This window comes from Desulfovibrio intestinivivus, from assembly GCF_053570665.1.
Genome location: NZ_JBRBQT010000001.1, coordinates 670,845 through 687,509, shown reverse-complemented (window position 1 = coordinate 687,509; position 16,665 = coordinate 670,845). Strand labels below are relative to the sequence as shown.

The following is a 16,665-nucleotide window of genomic DNA, read 5'->3' as shown; positions in this document are numbered from 1 at the left end:
TGCGTTGCACAGGCTGCAAGGCCTGTTGCGACAATCCTAGCCAAGCGGCAGTTTTTTGCAAGCAACAGTTGCGAATGGTTCTTGATTCATGCGGCGGGGCAACGTATGGTTCGGCATGATCTCCACCCTTGGCGAACTACACCCCCGGAGGGCGAACAGCCTTTCCGTACTGCGAGCCTTCGCTGTCTCGGTGCTGCTGCTGTGCGCAGGGGGCTGCGGTTTGCTGGCCCGCGCGCCCGCAGAAGAACCGCAGCCAGCGCCGCCGGGGCTGGAAACGGCGTGGCAGGGCAATCCAGTGCCGTATAAGGTGCGCATCAAGGTGCAGGATGGCCCAGATTCTCTGGCAGGGCAGATGAAGGCCTCAAGCCAGCTTGTGCAGCTTGCCAAGGAGCCGCCAGACAGTCTGCTGGCTCTGGAAAGGCGCGCCAGAGTTGACACTGCCAGCGCGCAAAGCCTGCTGCACTCCCAAGGTTATTATGACGGCCTTGCTTCCGTTCAAATAGACAAGGACGCCTCGCCCGTTGTTGTTGACCTCGTTCTTTCGCCAGGCAAGCGCTACAGCCTTGGCCGCGCCGATGTATATTACGAACCGGAACCCGACATCCCGCAGTTTTTTCGCAACAGGCAGCGAGAGGTGGGCTTTTGGGGGCTGCAAACGGAACCCGTGCCCCCGCCGTCCTTCCCTGCTGTTTTGCCGGGTGTAGCCATTGGCAAGCCCATTGCGGCCGATGACCTGCTCGCGGCGGTGGATTCCCTGCCAGAATCCTTGCGACGGCAGGGCTACCCCCTCGCCGCTGTGGCAGATACCAGCTATACCCTTGACCGCGAGGCCCGCAAGCTCAATGCCGATATCCTGGTGCACCCCGGCCCGCCTGCGCTCATGGGCCGCATCGAAGTGCGCGGAGCAAAAGAAGTGAATGCCGAATACGTGCAGCGGCTCGCCCCCTGGAATGTTGGTGAGGAGCCGTGGGATTCGGACATGGTGGAGGGCTACGCCAACAAGCTGCGCGGTCTGGGCCTGTTCCGCTCGGTGCAGGTTAAACCTCTGGAAGAAAATCTCGCCTGGGGCGCAGGGCGCGAAAGCGCCTCCGTGCTGCCTCTGGAAGTGACCGTGGCGGAAGCCCCCTTCCATTCGGTGGGGGGCAGCGCCCGGTATGATACGGATACGGGCCTCGGTGTGGAAGGCATGTGGGAGAACCGCAATGTCTTCGGCAATGGAGAAAAACTCACGCTCACAGCGCCTCTGGCTACGGAAACACAGGGCCTCAAGGCAGTGTTTGAAAAGCCTGCCTTTATGGCCAGAGAGCAGAAACTGCTTGTTACAGGTTCCACCCTGCGGGAAGATACCAGCGCCTACGAAAAAATTGCGGGCAGCGGTTCCGGCGATATCGAGCGGCGGCTTTCGCGCCAGTGGTGGGGCAGCGCAGGCCTTGGGGGCGAAAGCGGCTCCATCAAGGATAACGAGCAGGATCCCAAGGGCTACGGATTTTTTGGGCCACGGGTGGGCCTGCGGCGCGACACGCGCAACAATATCCTCAATCCTTCCGATGGCTCGGAGCTTGCTGTCAAGGTCAAGCCCTACACGGGCTTTTATGGCGAATCATTCAACGTTATGACAGGTGTTGTTTCCGCCAGCGGCTATTACGCCCCCTTCCGCAAGGACGGCCTGCCGGACGACAAGCTTGTGCTTGCAGGCAGGGTCGAGGCCGGGGGGCTTGCGGGCGCCGGGCTGCGCACTATCCCGGCCAGTTTGCGCTACTATACGGGCGGGGCGGGTTCTGTGCGCGGCTATGCCTATCAGTCGCTCGGCCCGCGCGACCACAAGGACGAGCCGCTGGGCGGGCGCTCCTATCAGGTGGTCAATCTTGAGGCGCGCTATAAAATTACCGAAGATGTGGGCATTGTGCCTTTTCTTGATGGCGGAATGGTTTACAGGGACGAGCTGCCGCGCATCATTGGCGACATGAATTGGGGCGCTGGCCTTGGCCTGCGGTACTACACGCCCATCGGCCCTGTGCGGCTGGATGTGGGCTTTCCCTTGCAGCCCATTGATGGCGACCCCCCGGTGCAGATTTACGTCAGCATAGGACAGTCTTTCTGATGGATCAGGAACACAGCGCGGCCCCGCCGTCTTCCTCTTCTTCCGCATCTGCCGCTCTGGGCGGCAAGGTTTCCCCCAGCGCGGGTCAGCCTGGCCACAGGAACCCCTCTGGCGGGGGCCGTGGCCCTTTTCGCAAGTGGCTGAGTCGCGCAGGCTGGGCGCTGGGCCTGTGCGTACTGCTGTGCGTAATTGCCCTTGCTGCAACCCTCGCGGCCCTGCGCAGCGACTCCGTGCAGGGCTGGCTGACGGAAAAAATCAATACGGCTATGGAAGCTGCGCCGGAATCCGGCGCGCCGCCTGCCGGGGTGAGGGCGCGAATCACCCATCTTTCCGGCTCTTTGCCCTTTGAATTTTCTCTTGGTGTGGAGTTGTTCGACAATGACGGCCTGTGGATGCGCCTACCGGACTGCCGCGTACAGTGGGACTGGCGCGCCCTGCCTTCGGTCGTGCGTATTGCTTCCGTATATGTAAATGACGCGCAACTGTTGCGCTTGCCCATACTGCCGGATGCGCCCGTTCCTGCGCCTGCGCCGCCCCTGACTGAGGCGGCCTTGCGTGCCATGCTGGGGGATGCGCTGCGGACGCTTGGCGGTTTGCCCGGCTGGTTGCCGCAGGTGCATCTTGGCGGGCTGAACATCCTCAATGCCCATTTGCCTCAAGCTTTGCTGGGTGGGGAGGCCCCTGCGGCTGCCCGGAATGAAACTGCGCCAGCCACAAAGGTTGCCGCGCCAGATGCTCAAAAAAGTGCGCCTTCTACCGCAGAGGCCCAGCCAGCGGCATCTGGCGCAACATTGCCCGGAGTGCGCCCTGAGCCGCATCCCGAAGCGAAGGACGGAGGGAAAAACAAAGCTTCCGCCGCCGCACTTCTTGAGGCCAGCCTGCGGGTGGAGGGTGGAATACAGGGCGCGAAAGCCTTTTTGCAGCTCAGAATCGCCTGCGCGGAAGATAGCCCTTTGTACGTTGGCGGGGCGGCAATCTACGGGGTTGACTCAACAGCCAAAGTGATTCTCACCCCCTCTCACGTGGGCGAAGTTCTTGGCCTTGATGCCACAGCCGAGCTTTCCTCGATATTGCGCAGGGCTTCTGACGCTTCCATTGCTTCTCCTGCAAGTTCTTCTTCCGTAGAAATCTCTTCTGCCAGGAATCTGCCCGCCGAATCAGGCGTGCTTGCCGCCCTGCTGCGCGAAGGAACCTATGCACAGGCGCGCCTTGCCGCGCGCGTCACTGCTCCCGCCGCTGGTGGTGAAGCCGCCGGGGCCAGCGCCGCGCTGGAAAGCATCCGGGTGGAAGCCGGGCCTCTGCACCTTGCCGGGCATGCAAAGTGGGACACTGGCGAGGCCGCTTCCTGGTTGGAAGGGCTGCTGGATGTGGATATTCAGGCCAACACTGGCGGGAAAGCTGATTCGGAAAAAGCCGCTGCTGAAAAGACCGCACCTGCATCAGCTGCCGTTCCTTCCACAAGCAGTACATTGCTGCCGGAACTCGCCCAGTTGCACATCACTGCAAAGGGGCCGCTGCAAACTCCAGATATGCAGATAGCGCTGGATTGCCCCGCGTGGAACGTGGGCGGGCATGCCCTGGCGGATATTTTCCTGAAACTGGAGTCCACGCCGCTCAACTGGGGGCGGGTGCTGCTTGGCGCTTTCAAGCAGACAAGTGCAACTCCGGCAGAAGTCGGGCTGTCAGACCCCGGACAAAAAGATGCGGCGCAGGCAGCGGAACTGACAGTAAATGTGCAGGCCTCCGCCGTGGTGGATAGCCATCCACAGCGCCTTGGCGCTACGCTTTTTGCCCTGAACGGCAGGGAAGACGGGCATGCGCTTTTGCGCGCTGGCGTGCGTGATCTTCAATGTCAGTTGCTGGGCGTGGCTGGTTCCGGTCAGTTGGCTGCGGCTTTGCCTTTGCCACCTCTGACGGGCGGCATGCCCCGCGTGGACGGCAAGGTGGATGTGCGCGTGGCCGACTGGCAGGCCCTGTCAGCCATGTTGCCGGGGGCGCGGCTGGACGGAGACGCAGCACTCTCCCTCGAATTCGTTTCGCAGCGGGCGGAACCTGTGGTGCCCGTAACATCTCAAAATTCGTCAGGCCAGGATTCATCAGTTCAGAGTCCGCCAGCTCAGAGTCCCCCAGGTCAGAATCCTCAGGCCCAGACAATGCAGCCTTCGGCTCCGCAGGCCGCGTACACCCAGCAGGCAACGCTTCGCTGGCGTGTGCCTCGGCTGGCCTACCGGGCAGGCAACGGTCAGCCGGTGGAAGTCCAGGGTTTGGAGGGCGAGGCGGTGCTGACCGATGCCCTCGGCAAGGGCCTGCTTGCCGCCCGGCTTGACCTCGCCGGGGTACGCAGCGGGACTATCCGCCTTGGTGCCAAGCTGCGCGCGCAGGGTTCCATATTCGGGCCATTGGAGGCCAGCCTCGAAACAAGCGGATTTGCCGCAACGCGCTGCGCAGTGCGCTGGCAACCCGGCCTGCTTGAATTGCGCCGTCTTGATCTTGACCTGCCCGCGCAAAAGCTGGGCCTGCGCGCGGCGGCAGGGGCCACAATGCGCTACGGCGCGGGCGATCTGGCGGTCAGTGGTCTTGATGTAGCCATGAAGCCTTCCGGCAGGTTACGGGCGCAGGCCGCCCTTGGGCCGGAAAAGCTTGATATGCGACTTACGCTTGAACATCTTTCGCTCACGCCCTGGCATGTGCTGATCCCGGCCTTGCCCAAGGGCGAGCTTGAGGCCAGCGCGAGGCTTACCGGCACCCCGGCCCAGCCCGGCGGGGATCTGCGTGTGGATGTGCGCGGTCTTGTGGTGCCGGGTGCGGCGCTCAAACCCATGAACCTTGCGCTGACCGGAAAGCTGGAGAGGGACAACGCTGGCGGCGGCGCTCTGGCCCTGCGCCTCGTGCCGGATCAGGCCACGGTGGCGGCTCTGGGCGGCACAGAATGCCGGGTAGAGGCACGTTTGCCCCTTCTTTTCGGGCCGGACGGATTGCCGAGCCCGAACATGCAGGGGCCGCTGCGCGCGTCAGTGCGCTGGAACGGAGCCGTGGCCCCCTTGTGGAGCCTGATGCCAGTGGCAGACCAGCGGCTTGCGGGGCGGCTTGCGCTTTCGCTTGATGTGGGCGGCAGCCTTGAGGCCCCGGCCCCAAAGGGTTTTGTGCGCATGGACGACACCCGTTACGAAAATTTGCAGTACGGCGTGCTGCTCACGGGCATCAACCTGCGGCTTGATCTTGAAGAAGGCCGCGGCGGCGCATTGGGGCTTGCCCGTCTGAACCTCGGCGCAGCCGACGGGCAGGGCGGTACAGCGCGTATCACCGGGCAGGGCAGGCTTGACGGCAGTATGCTTGATTTCAAGGCCGTGGTTGACCATCTGCGTCCCCTGCGCCGCCGCGACATCCGCGTGGAACTCTCCGCGCAGACTTCTGTGGCTGGCAGTGCCGCAGCGCCCCAAGTACGAGGAACAGTTACCGTGAATCAGGGCCTTGTGCTGCTTAACAATCTTGATGTGGGCGGCAGCATCACCACCTTGCCCATCAGCGAGGTTTCGCCCGCCTGGGCCAGAGCCGGGCATGAACCGCCCACGCCTGCCGTGGCGCAGGGGAAAAAGGCCGCATCCTCTGCTGTTGCTGCCCCGGCCTCAACGGCTCCCGCCTCTGGCGGCAATGCGGGCCTGTTGGACTTGCGCATTGTCATCCCCGGCCGTTTTGTCGTGGAAGGGTTTGGCCTCAAGAGCGAGTGGAAGGCAGACATGCATGTGGGCGGCACACCCGCAGAACCGCTGATCTCCGGCCAACTTAACGCAGTAAAAGGCAGCCTTGATATTCTGGGCAAAAATTTCAAGCTGGCGCGGGGCGCTGTGACCTTTGGCGGCGGGGCTGTTTCCAACCCCTTGCTGGACATCATGCTGACCACTCAGACCCCTGCGCTCACGGCCAATATCAGCATTGTGGGTACTGTGCGCAAAATGCAATTGATCCTGAGCAGCGACCCTGAAATGCCGCGCGATGAAATTCTGGCCCAGATACTTTTTGGCAAAAGTGCCAGCGAGCTTGGGCGGTTCGAAAATTTGCGACTGGCCGCCGCCGTGGCGCAACTGGCCGGATTTGGCTCGGGCAGCGGAGGCGGTGGTGTGCTGGATTCTGCACGTCAGGCGCTGGGCGTCGATGTGCTGCGCTTCAATTCCGGCGCTTCCGGCACAAACGGGACGGGCCAGTCGGGCCAAGGCGGCGAGGGCATGGCTGCGGGCAGCTCGGTGGAGATGGGCAAGTACCTCACAGAAGATATTTATGTGGGCGTAGAGCAGGGCGCCAAGCAGGGCACAACCGCCTTTGTTCTTCAGCTGGAGCTGACCCCAAAGGCCAACCTTGAACTGCGCACCGAGCAGCAGAGCACCAAGGGCGGCCTGACCTGGAAGTATAATTACTGATGCGGCTCACCTTGGCGGCGCGCGCAGGCTGTGATAACCTACGTAAATAGTGCTATTAGGTGGCGCTGCGGCTCACGCACCTGTTTGCTTGGCTTTTCGCCCACGGCGATCTGGCGGGGTTGGACAAGTATATATGAGGTGTCAGGGTAGCGGGCCCGCCTCCTGACTGGACGCAGCCGCCTATCTGGGGCAGACTGCGGGCAACCGCTTGCAGGCGGCGAGGCATGAATACAGCAAAGGAACAGCATTATGGGCAAGATCATAGCTATTTGCACCAGCCAGAAGAAAGGCACGGCCAAAAAGGCCGTGGATCAGGCAAATATTTTAGAAAATCACGGCATTGAGGGCGACGCCCATGCGGGCAACTGGCACCGTCAGGTCAGCCTGCTTTCGTGGCAGGCCATTGAGGCCTTCAAGGCTCGGGGCGCTCTGGTCGCCAACGGCTGTTTTGGAGAAAATCTGATAGTGGACGGTATTGATTTTGCCGCTCTGCCGGTGGGAACCCGCATTGCGTGTAATGACGTGCTGCTGGAAGTTACGCAGATCGGCAAGGAATGCCACAGTCATTGCCAGATATTCCACACCATGGGCGAATGCATCATGCCCACCCAGGGCGTATTTGCCAAAGTGCTGCACGGCGGCGCTGTGCGCACGGGTGACATGATGGAAGTACTGGCTCCCTCTGCCGGGGAAGCCGCGCCTGTATAACACGTTCAGGTCGGGAGACGTATGGAAACGCTTAAGATGTTGTTGCGCACGGCGCTGTTTCTCGGCGGGGTAACAGTCGTGTTTGTGGCCTATACTGTTTGCGTGGCGCTGGTCGAAAGACACTTTTCGCCCAAGTACGCCAAGGGGTATGAGCAGTCGCCCTCAGCGGTGGCTTCTGCCGCGCCTGATCGCGAGGCTCGCGCCCGCGCACTGCTCGACAGCGGCCAGCTGGTCAAGGAGCAGTTTACCCTTGAGGTGCAAAGCCATGTGCCGCCCCTGCGTGTCGACCGCACCGCCGGGCTGCTGGCCGGGGTTGCTCATCAGAATGTTCGATGAGCGGCGCTGACGAAAAGGCTCTTTTGCAGACATTGCGCATCCGGCAGGCAACGGCCTGCGATCATGCGGCCTTGGCGGATTTGTGGCGGCGCAGCGTGGAGGCCACCCACCATTTTTTGCCTTCCGGCGAGGTGGAACGCCTGTTTCATGATGTGCGTAACGCCTACCTGCCGGGCGTAGAAATTCTATGGGTGGCGGAGCTTGCGCCTTGCGGGCAGGCTGCACCCGCGCAACACGCAGCGGGCAGCATGTTGGCGGGCTTTATTGGCTGCAACGGCGCGCAGGTGGAGATGCTCTTTGTTGAACCGCGCTGCTTCCGTCACGGTGTGGGCGGGGCGCTTCTGGAGCATATGCGGGCTTTGCATCCACGGCTGACGCTGGACGTGAACGAACAGAATCCGCAGGCTCTGACTTTTTATGAGCGGCAGGGTTTCAAGGTGGTGGGGCGGTCTGCTCTGGACGGGCAGGGCAATCCCTATCCCCTGCTGCACATGGAGTGGCAGGGCGAAACAGCCTGACATCTTTCGGCGCACGGTTCTGCCCTGCGCCGATTTTTTTACTACACATAAAAATAGATGCTGTGCAGCAGGTATTCCACCTTATGCCGCTCGGCCAGTGTCAGCAGCAGGCGCTTGACGCGCGGCAGGGCGGCAATGCCGTTTTGCAGCTCTGCCATGCCCGCCAGGGCGCGCTTTTTTTCTGCGGGCGAGGCCAGCTTGTCCACATAGCCCCACACATGCTCTGCGGCATTGCGGGCTTGCGGGCCGTAAAGTCCCTTTTCCATCGCCTGCTCCACCAGCGCATAAAAACCCTTGGCATCGGGCGTTTCCGCCTTGAGCAGAGCGCGTATGCCCGTGTAGGCGGCCTGATCCCTCTCCAGCACCAGATATTTGTATCTGGCCCACTGGGCCGTAAGCTCCTGCCGCGTCAGCCCTGGATTGGTAAGCTGGATGCACTTTTCGGCTGAAAGGTTTTTGTCCTTCACCTCCAGCATCACATCCAGCTCGCGCTGCCCCAGCGACTGATGAAATTCCATAAATCCCCTCATGGCAATGGTGCGCGAGTGCATGCCCGGTTTGCCGTCTGCAAGCTGCTGGCTGTAGTGCAGTTTGGGGCGGCCATGCTGTGGGGTCCAGCTCTCCATGGCGCGATCAAGCCAGTACGCCAGATTTCCCTTTGCCGGGGCGTTCAGGGAATGGTGAAAAACGTCAAAGATCGCGGGCAGGCCGCATTTTCCGCAGATGTGCAGGGCATCTTCAATGGTGAAGGTGCGCTCGTCGTTTTCAAGCGAGATGCGGGCCAGCACATGCGGCGGCAGGGCCAACAGATTTTCCGCCAGCCGTGCGAGGGCGGATGCCCTGTCGCCATAGCCCCCGCCGAGGTGCAGCACTATGCGGGCGCTGCCGTCCGCTCCCAGTACGTCAAGAAAGTCGGCATGGAATACAAGATCGGCAACGGCGTGCTCCACCACCTCTTGCCGGGGGGAGTTCAGCACCGTGTACTGACCGGGATGCATGGAAACCCGGATGCCGGTTTCCTTCAGCACGGCGCGCAGTGCCTTAAATTCCTCGTGCAGCCGGGCACGCCAGTCAAATGTGTTTTGCGGGTGCGAGGCCAGCGGAATGATGTCCGAGCTTATGCGCATCAGGGGGATGCGCGCCGAGGCGCAGTAGCGCAGCATGGTTCCCAGTGCGCGCAGGTTGTGGCGGCACACGGCGAGCATGTTTTCGGGCGTGGCCCGGGCAAGGGTAAGGGCGCTCAGGTCAGCGCCGGGCACCCCGATGGTCTTGCAGGCAAATCCATAACGTATCATGGGCCTACTGTAGCGGATTTGCGCCTTGCCGCAAGAGGCTGCCAGACCCCCAAAAGCTTACGTTCCCGAGTCCGCTTGTTGGCTGGCTCGGTTTTTTTGTCTGCTCCAGTTGTCACATTGTCAGAATAAGATGACTTTTGTCATTTTATTCTGACAAATCCTAAGCCCCCTGCCTTCCAGAAGATCACAAACTACCGCTAATCACACAAATTTTCAAAATAGGGTTTTTGGCACCTCTTTTGCTTTTTGTGGTGAAATTCACAATTTGCGCCCTGCCGCAGGCATATCCCCGGGCGGGAATGCCCTTTTGGCATGGCGGCACCATCAGCCATGGAGACCAAAACCATGCCGTATCCTTCTAAGCGCGTCTGGATTGTGGGCTGTATCGCCCTGGCCGCGTGCGTAGGCCTGGCGGCAGCGGGAGTGTCGTATTCGTCGCGGACGGAGTTTTGCCTGTCTTGCCACGAAATGCGCATGTATCAGGATGAACTGATGCTCTCCCCGCACGCCAAGGACGCACAGGGCAAAGCCATCGGATGCTCGCAATGCCATATCCCTTCGGGCAATCTGGCCCGCATGCTCGGCGCCAAGGCATGGATGGGGATAAAAGACCTGTGGGTTCACAATGTGGAGGGCGGAACGGATCTTGACCGGGCTGCCATGCAACCCATTGCCCGCCGCTTTACGGACGATGCCAACTGCCGCGCCTGCCATCAGGATTTGACCCGTAATGCCAAGGCAGACGGGCCGATCTCGGCAGAGGGCCGCCTTGCGCACGACAATTACGAAGGCAAGAACGGTCAGGCCCGTAGCGGTTGCGTGGGCTGCCATCGCAACCTTGCCCACTTGCCCGCATTTGACGAGCGCATTCCCGCAAATCAGAAGTTCGCACAGAAAATCAAGGAGATACGGCCATGACTCGCAACAAGAAACTGCTCATCGTTCTGCTTGCCCTGGCGGTGCTGACGGGCGGCTATTTTCTGTATATGGCCTGGGCCTTCCCTGCGGAGCGCTGCGAGGCGGCCAAGCACCTGGATTCTCCGCAGATGGCGGGCGATTGCTACGCCTGCCACATGAAGAGCACCCCGCGTCTTGCGCAGGAATGGTACGAGAGCAAGCACGGCATCACCCTTGTGCGCTGCCAGACCTGTCACGGCATGCCTGACGGCAAGGGGGCCATTCCCTTTACCCGCAAGCCGGGGGTTGAGGTCTGCGCCCGCTGCCATTCGCTTTCCATCCAGCGCATGGAGGCCAAGTTCGGCAAGCGCGATGACTGTTCCGCCTGTCATCCCAACCACCAGAGCCCTATGCACGGCAAGGCCTACGAATACCGTATGCCCAGCGGCAAGACGGATTGGTAGCCCGCACGTGCGGTATGCGCCGCATTTGGCGGCGCAGGGTGGGCCAGCCCCAAGCAGGGTGGCCCGCATAAAGAAACAATCATGCCAAGCTAACAGCGAGGTTGCGGATATGAATTCATCGCGTCGTGACTTTTTACGTTTCTTTGCCATGTCTGCCGCTATGACGGCGGCCACGGGCGTGGGCCTGCCAACCCTCGCCCTTGCTGCGGACGATCAGAAACCCGACAAATGGGTCAAGGGCGTATGCCGCTACTGCGGCACTGGCTGCGGGGTGATGGTGGGCGTTAAAAACGGCAAGGCCGTTGCCATTCAGGGCGACCCCAACAACCACAACGCGGGCCTGCTGTGCCTTAAAGGTTCGCTGCTCATTCCCGTGCTCAATTCCAAGGAACGCGTCACCCAGCCCATGGTGCGGCGTAAAAAAGGCGGCCCTCTTGAGCCTGTGAGCTGGGACGAAGCCCTTGACCTCATGGCCTCAAAGTTCCGGCACAGCATTGATACGTACGGTGCCAATTCTGTTGCATGGTACGGCTCCGGGCAGTGCCTGACGGAAGAAAGCTATCTCGCCAGCAAGATATTCAAGGCTGGCTTCGGCACCAATAACGTGGACGGCAACCCTCGCCTGTGTATGGCCTCGGCTGTGGGCGGTTACACCACCACGTTCGGCAAGGACGAGCCCATGGGCACCTACGCCGACATAGATCAGGCCACCTGCTTTTTCATCATCGGTTCCAATACCTCAGAGGCGCACCCCGTGCTGTTTCGCCGCATTGCCCGCCGCAAGCAGGTTGAGCCGGGCATCAAGATCATTGTGGCCGACCCGCGCCGCACCAATACGGCCCGCATAGCCGACATGCACGTGGCCTTTCGCCCCGGCACGGATCTGGCCTTCATGCACAGCATGGCCTGGGTTATCATCAATGAGGAGCTGGACAATCCGCGCTTCTGGCAGCGCTATGTGAGCTTTGTGGATGCCGAGGGCAAACCCTCGGACTTTGAAGGCTACAAGGCCTTTCTGGAAAACTACCGGCCTGAAAAAGTGGCCGAAATCTGCCGCGTCCCCGTAGCGCAGATTTATTCGGCGGCCAGAGCCTTTGCCGAATCATCCGCCACCATGAGCCTGTGGTGCATGGGCATCAACCAGCGCGTGCAGGGGGTTTTTGCCAATAACCTCATCCACAACCTGCATTTGCTGACCGGGCAGATATGCCGCCCCGGCGCAACGCCGTTTTCGCTCACTGGCCAGCCCAACGCCTGCGGCGGCGTGCGCGATACCGGCGCGCTCTCGCATCTGCTGCCAGCGGGCCGTGCCATTCCCAATCCCAAGCACCGGGCGGAGATGGAAAAACTCTGGGGCCTGCCGGAAGGGCGCATTTCTCCCAATCCCGGCTACCACACCGTGGCGATGTTTGAGGCCCTGGGACGGGGTGATGTGAAGTGCATGGTCATTTGCGAGACAAATCCCGCGCACACACTGCCCAACCTGAACAAGGTGCACAAGGCCATGTCGCACCCGGAATCGTTCATCGTGTGCATTGAGGCCTTTCCTGATGCCGTCACCTTGCAATACGCCGACCTTGTGCTTGCGCCTTCCTTCTGGTGCGAGCGTGACGGCGTGTACGGCTGCGGCGAGCGGCGTTATTCGTTGACAGAAAAGGCCGTGGATTCACCCGGTCAGTGCCGGCCCACGGTGAATACCCTGGTGGAATTCGCCAAGCGCGCAGGCGTTGATCCCAAGCTGGTGAACTTCAAAAACGCAGAGGACGTGTGGAACGAATGGCGCATGGTGGCCAAGGGCACTACCTACGATTTCTACGGCATGACGCGCGAGCGCCTGCGCAAGGAATCGGGTATCATCTGGCCCTGCCCCTCGGAGGATCATCCCGGCACCAATCTGCGTTTTGTGCGCGGGCATGATCCGTTGGTGCCAGCCGATCATCCGGACAAGTTCTTCTTTTACGGCAAGCCGGACGGCAAGCCCACCATATTCATGCGGCCCGCCAAGGGCGCTGCGGAAGAGCCGGATGCCGAATACCCGCTGTACCTTACCTCCATGCGCGTTATCGACCACTGGCACACCGCGACCATGACGGGCAAGGTGCCGGAACTGCTCAAGGCCAACCCGGCGGCCTTTGTGGAAATCAACGAGCAGGACGCCGCCTCTCTGGGCGTGAAGCACGGGGACAATGTGATTCTGGAAACCCGGCGCGACAAAATGGAACTGCCCGCGCGCGTGAGCGATGTGTGCAGGCCGGGGCTTGTGGCCGTGCCGTTTTTTGACCCCAAAAAGCTGGTCAACAAGCTGTTTTTGGACGCCACAGACCCCGGTTCGCGTGAGCCGGAGTATAAGATCTGCGCAGCGCGGGTGCGCAAGGTTTAAAATCCGGCGGTCAGCCCGATATGTGTGAGAGTCCCCGTCCGCGTGCTGACATGCGGGCGGGGCAACGCGGGAGGGAATATGGCTATTGCGGGAATAATCCTGAGTGCGTCTGCCGCGGCCTGTGCAGGGCTGGAAAAGGTTTTGCAGGGCCGGGACGGCATTCTGGATGTGCAGCGCACGCCGGATGGCGCGGATATTGGCGGGCTGGTGGTCGTGGTGGAGCAGCCTTCGGACAAAATCCAGAAGGAACTCATGACCCTGCGGGAACTGCCAGAGGTGGACGATCTGCATCTGGCCTTTGCCGATTATGAGGATGATCTGGACGCGCAAGGGCACATGGGCTGCCCTGAGCATGAATCGCGCCGCCATGCGGGCGCGGGTGATGGCGAGAGCGGGGAACAGGCAGGGGAGATGAAATGAGCCTTTTTGTGCCGCCTCTGCGCCCGCCGGGTGCCGTGGATGAAGAAACCTTTTTGCGCAAGTGCGTGCGTTGCGGCAAGTGCGTGGCCGCCTGCCCGCACGAAAGTATTGAGCTGGCTGGCGGTCTGGGCCGCTCGCGGCGCACGCCGCAGGTGCGCCCCCGCAGAAAACCCTGCTACCTCTGCATGAAATGCCCGCCCGTTTGCCCCACTGGGGCGTTGGACACGGGCGTAAAGGAAATTGCGCGGGCGGGAATGGGGCAGGCCTATATTCTTAAAGACCGCTGCCATAATTACAAAACCGGCACCATGTGCATGACCTGCTACGACCGCTGCCCCCTGCGCGGAACAGCCGTGGTGCTGAGCGGCGGGCTGGTGCCTGCCATGACCACTGCCTGCGTAGGCTGCGGCATCTGCGACTATGTCTGCCCGGTGCAGGCTGTGGAGATTGTTCCCGCTTCATCTCGGTTTGTGCCGCCAATGGCGGCTCCCACGGAAAAAGCGCCCGGAGGCAAGGCATGAAGATTCTCGCGTGGGCGCGGCGCGGCGCGCAGGTGCTGGTGGTGGCTGGGCTGTGCGTGCTGCCGTGGCTCAATGCCGCAGAACTGCGCCAGATCAGCGGCAGTTTTTTTGCGCTGGATTTTTTCGGAATTCCCTTTGCTGACCCAGTTGGCGCGGCCCAGGTTGCGGCTACGGGCTTTTTGCCCGGTGAGCGTCTGCTGATCGGGGCTTTGATCTCGCTGGCGCTGGCCTTGGTGCTGGGCAGAGTTTTTTGCTCGTGGATATGCCCCTACGGATTTTTTTCCGAGCTGGCGCACTGGGCGCGTGGGCGGCAAGGCGGTGCGCACGTGAAGGAATGTCGGGAATTTGCGGGCAAGGCTCTGTTGCTGGGGGCCGGGCTTGCGGCGGCACTGGTGGCTGGTTTTCCGGCAATGGGCATTGTTTCGCTGCCGGGCGAGCTATCGCTCCTGCCCATGCTTGTATGGCAGGGTGGGGACTTCTGGCTTTTACTTGGTGCGGTGGCTGTGCCGCTGGCAGCGCTGATACTGGAGCTCGCGGTTGGCAAAAGGCTGTGGTGCCGGTTTGTGTGCCCGCAGTCGGTACTGCTTGGTGCTGCGGCCCAATGCCTGCCCGCCAAGGTTCCGGGCCTGCGCATCGGCTGGCAGGCGGCAAACTGCACCTGCAAGGGCAAGGCTCCCTGCCAGCAGGCCTGCTCGCTTGAGCTGAATCCGCGCCGTAAGGGCGGCCCCGACCGCAGGGACTGCACCCACTGCGGCGACTGCGTCAATACCTGCGCGAGCTACGGCAAGGCGCTGGAGTGGCGGGGGATGGGCCAGAGATAGTTGGGGAGCAAATCAGGAATTTTGTCTCAGTATCATTTCCCACACGGATTTGTTTCCATGCCATCACTACGCCAGACAGGAAGATTGAATTTCTCTGATAGGTGATAATGGTTGCAAAAAATTCCAAAATTGAACTGAAATTCTACAGAAGTTCACCCTGCCAAAGTAATGAGACATTTCCATAAATAATCGTTTCATTTTTCGGGATATTGGCACATCTGTGGACCAAAAAGTCAAATTCCCGGATTCGTCATTTTGACGAATCCGGGAATTCCATTGATATTACTTGGTACCCGGAGCGGGACTTGAACCCGCACACCTTAACGGCCAGGGATTTTAAGTCCCTTGTGTCTACCATTCCACCATCCGGGCATGTGCTGCGCGTGGCAAGCGGCGAGAGCCGCTATGATCTGTTATGTATCCGGCGCGTCATCTGCGAGATCCTGCGGGCCGGAGCCTGCGATACGCCATGTTTTGAGGCCGCTTGGCGGGTCTTCGGGAACAGGCCGTTCCTCTTCCTGCCATTCGCCGGGGCGCAGCCAGAAAACATGCATGGATTCAAAATTCTTGTCCAGGCACAGCAGTCTGCCGCGCACGCCCTGCGGCAGCAGGGCCGCAATTTCAAGCGCAATCTTGCGGTACACATACAGTCTGTGCGCTTCAAAAACGCACTGGAACATGAGCGCATCGCCCAGGGGCGTAAAGTCCAGATGGGCCGCCCCGGCCCGCTGGAGCAACTGCTCAACCTCGCGGGTCAGTTCTTCTTCCACTTCAAGCAGGGCCTCGTAGGTGAGGCTGTCGTCATAGCTGAAGTGGGCAAAAAGTTCGCTGCGGTTTTTGTCCATGAGCTTGCATATACGGCAAAGAAGCTCTTTAGGCAATAATTGCGCGTGGATGTCTTCAGTGCTGGTCTTGCGGGCCCTTTGGGCGTAAGATGCACAAAAAACACGCACATAGCGGAGGCCGCATGAGTTTTTTTGACAAACTGATTCTGTCGTTTTGCCGTCTGGGCGTTGCCGGGCTTGATCCCAAGGCCCCCGGCACCTGGGGCACCGCCATAGCCTGCCTGCTGGCGCCGTATATTTTTCTGCCCTTGTCCTTGCCGTGGCGGGCGGTGCTGCTGGTCGCGATTTTTGTGGTCGGCGGCCTGGCCTCCACCCGTGCCGAGCATTTGCTTGAACGCAAAGACCCCGGCGAAGTTGTCATCGACGAGTTGGTAGGGGTGTGGCTTGTGCTGCTGCCTTTTGAAAGCCCCAGTTTCTGGCTGGTGCTGGCGGCTTTTGCCTTTTTTCGGCTGTTCGACATCTGGAAGCCGTGGCCCGTGCGGGCTTCTGAAAACTGGCTGCCCGCCGGGTTTGGCATCATGATCGACGATGTTGTGGCTGGGGTGTGGGCCTTGCTGTGCGTGGCCTTGCTGCGTGTGCTGGGCCTTGTTTAGGCCGTAAGGGCAAGGCCACTGAATAGGCGGAAAGCTGCAAGGGGGCGCGGCCAATGGCGCAAAAGGCCACTCTGGTGGCGGAAAAAGCCGCCGCGCCCGCCGCTACTTCATGCGGTAGGTGATGCGCCCGCGGGTAAGGTCGTAAGGGGAAAGCTCCACCTTGACGCGGTCGCCGGGCAGAATGCGGATATAAAACTTGCGCATCTTGCCGGAAATGTGGGCCAGAACTTCGTGGCCGTTCTCCAGTTCCACACGGAACATGGCATTGGGCAGGGCTTCCTGCACGACGCCGTCTACTTCGATTGATCCTTCCTTGGCCATGAGTACTCCAAAATATAATGTGGATAAACG

The 16,665-nt window shown here is 61.0% G+C and carries 15 protein-coding genes and 1 tRNA gene; 12 read left to right on the top strand and 4 right to left on the bottom strand.

The genetic code is table 11. From position 1 onward, the window contains the following. The first annotated feature begins 88 nt into the window (after positions 1 to 88). The 5 genes from ACUZ9P_RS03000 to ACUZ9P_RS02980 all read left to right on the top strand — a co-directional run bounded on the left by ACUZ9P_RS03000 (position 89) and on the right by ACUZ9P_RS02980 (position 8,078). Positions 89 to 2,101 carry an autotransporter assembly complex protein TamA gene (locus tag ACUZ9P_RS03000; protein WP_449248596.1) on the top strand — a complete coding sequence of 671 codons (2,013 nt, stop codon included), beginning with the start codon at positions 89 to 91 and terminating at the stop codon, positions 2,099 to 2,101. Then, complete coding sequence (locus ACUZ9P_RS02995) at positions 2,101 to 6,516, top strand: translocation/assembly module TamB domain-containing protein (protein WP_449248595.1); 4,416 nt, start codon at positions 2,101 to 2,103, stop codon at positions 6,514 to 6,516. The genes ACUZ9P_RS03000 and ACUZ9P_RS02995 overlap by 1 nt, the downstream gene beginning before the upstream one ends. A 249-nt stretch (positions 6,517 to 6,765) precedes the next feature. Next, positions 6,766 to 7,224 (top strand): MOSC domain-containing protein, encoded by a 459-nt coding sequence (locus ACUZ9P_RS02990; RefSeq protein ID WP_449248594.1) that lies wholly within the window; start codon positions 6,766 to 6,768, stop codon positions 7,222 to 7,224. Between the two features lie 21 nt (positions 7,225 to 7,245). Beyond that, entirely contained in the window at positions 7,246 to 7,560 is a 315-nt protein-coding gene (locus ACUZ9P_RS02985) for a hypothetical protein (protein WP_449248593.1), read from the top strand. Continuing rightward, positions 7,557 to 8,078 carry a GNAT family N-acetyltransferase gene (locus ACUZ9P_RS02980; protein WP_449248592.1) on the top strand — a complete coding sequence of 174 codons (522 nt, stop codon included), beginning with the start codon at positions 7,557 to 7,559 and terminating at the stop codon, positions 8,076 to 8,078. Before ACUZ9P_RS02985 ends, ACUZ9P_RS02980 begins: the two co-directional genes overlap by 4 nt. Positions 8,079 to 8,119: 41 nt before the next feature. Here ACUZ9P_RS02980 and uvsE read toward each other — a convergent pair whose 3' ends face one another. Further along, positions 8,120 to 9,373: a UV DNA damage repair endonuclease UvsE gene (gene uvsE / locus ACUZ9P_RS02975; RefSeq protein ID WP_449248591.1), complete on the bottom strand. Its 1,254-nt coding sequence runs from the start codon at positions 9,371 to 9,373 to the stop codon at positions 8,120 to 8,122. 345 nt (positions 9,374 to 9,718) lie between these two features. Here uvsE and ACUZ9P_RS02970 point away from each other — a divergent pair, with 345 nt between their 5' ends. From ACUZ9P_RS02970 to ACUZ9P_RS02945, 6 genes are all read left to right on the top strand, one after another. Continuing rightward, on the top strand, positions 9,719 to 10,291 hold the full coding sequence (locus tag ACUZ9P_RS02970; protein ID WP_449248590.1) for a cytochrome c3 family protein: 573 nt from the start codon (positions 9,719 to 9,721) through the stop codon (positions 10,289 to 10,291). After that, positions 10,288 to 10,734 carry a hypothetical protein gene (locus ACUZ9P_RS02965; protein WP_192112751.1) on the top strand — a complete coding sequence of 149 codons (447 nt, stop codon included), beginning with the start codon at positions 10,288 to 10,290 and terminating at the stop codon, positions 10,732 to 10,734. Before ACUZ9P_RS02970 ends, ACUZ9P_RS02965 begins: the two co-directional genes overlap by 4 nt. A gap of 109 nt (positions 10,735 to 10,843) precedes the next feature. Then, the gene (locus tag ACUZ9P_RS02960) at positions 10,844 to 13,114 is read left to right on the top strand and encodes a nitrate reductase (RefSeq protein ID WP_449248589.1); all 2,271 of its coding nucleotides are present in this window, start codon (positions 10,844 to 10,846) and stop codon (positions 13,112 to 13,114) included. A 78-nt stretch (positions 13,115 to 13,192) separates the two neighbouring features. Further along, entirely contained in the window at positions 13,193 to 13,534 is a 342-nt protein-coding gene (locus ACUZ9P_RS02955; RefSeq protein WP_449248588.1) for a chaperone NapD, read from the top strand. Next, a complete protein-coding gene (locus ACUZ9P_RS02950; protein WP_449248587.1) occupies positions 13,531 to 14,055 on the top strand; it encodes a 4Fe-4S dicluster domain-containing protein in 525 nt (174 codons plus the stop codon). Before ACUZ9P_RS02955 ends, ACUZ9P_RS02950 begins: the two co-directional genes overlap by 4 nt. After that, the gene (locus ACUZ9P_RS02945; protein ID WP_449248586.1) at positions 14,052 to 14,876 is read left to right on the top strand and encodes a 4Fe-4S binding protein; all 825 of its coding nucleotides are present in this window, start codon (positions 14,052 to 14,054) and stop codon (positions 14,874 to 14,876) included. Before ACUZ9P_RS02950 ends, ACUZ9P_RS02945 begins: the two co-directional genes overlap by 4 nt. Positions 14,877 to 15,163: 287 nt before the next feature. Here the strand turns inward: ACUZ9P_RS02945 and ACUZ9P_RS02940 are convergent. Together ACUZ9P_RS02940 and ACUZ9P_RS02935 are read right to left on the bottom strand one after the other, a co-directional pair. Continuing rightward, positions 15,164 to 15,248: transfer RNA gene (locus tag ACUZ9P_RS02940), tRNA-Leu, on the bottom strand. Positions 15,249 to 15,289: 41 nt separating this feature from the next. Beyond that, the gene (locus ACUZ9P_RS02935; RefSeq protein WP_449248585.1) at positions 15,290 to 15,721 is read right to left on the bottom strand and encodes a hypothetical protein; all 432 of its coding nucleotides are present in this window, start codon (positions 15,719 to 15,721) and stop codon (positions 15,290 to 15,292) included. 122 nt (positions 15,722 to 15,843) lie between these two features. Here ACUZ9P_RS02935 and ACUZ9P_RS02930 point away from each other — a divergent pair, with 122 nt between their 5' ends. Continuing rightward, positions 15,844 to 16,314, top strand: a complete 471-nt coding sequence (locus ACUZ9P_RS02930; protein ID WP_298995938.1) for a phosphatidylglycerophosphatase A family protein — start codon at positions 15,844 to 15,846, stop codon at positions 16,312 to 16,314. Positions 16,315 to 16,416: 102 nt separating this feature from the next. Here the strand turns inward: ACUZ9P_RS02930 and infA are convergent, their stop codons facing one another. After that, positions 16,417 to 16,635: a translation initiation factor IF-1 gene (gene infA, locus ACUZ9P_RS02925; protein ID WP_006008898.1), complete on the bottom strand. Its 219-nt coding sequence runs from the start codon at positions 16,633 to 16,635 to the stop codon at positions 16,417 to 16,419. Between the last annotated feature and the right edge of the window lie 30 nt (positions 16,636 to 16,665).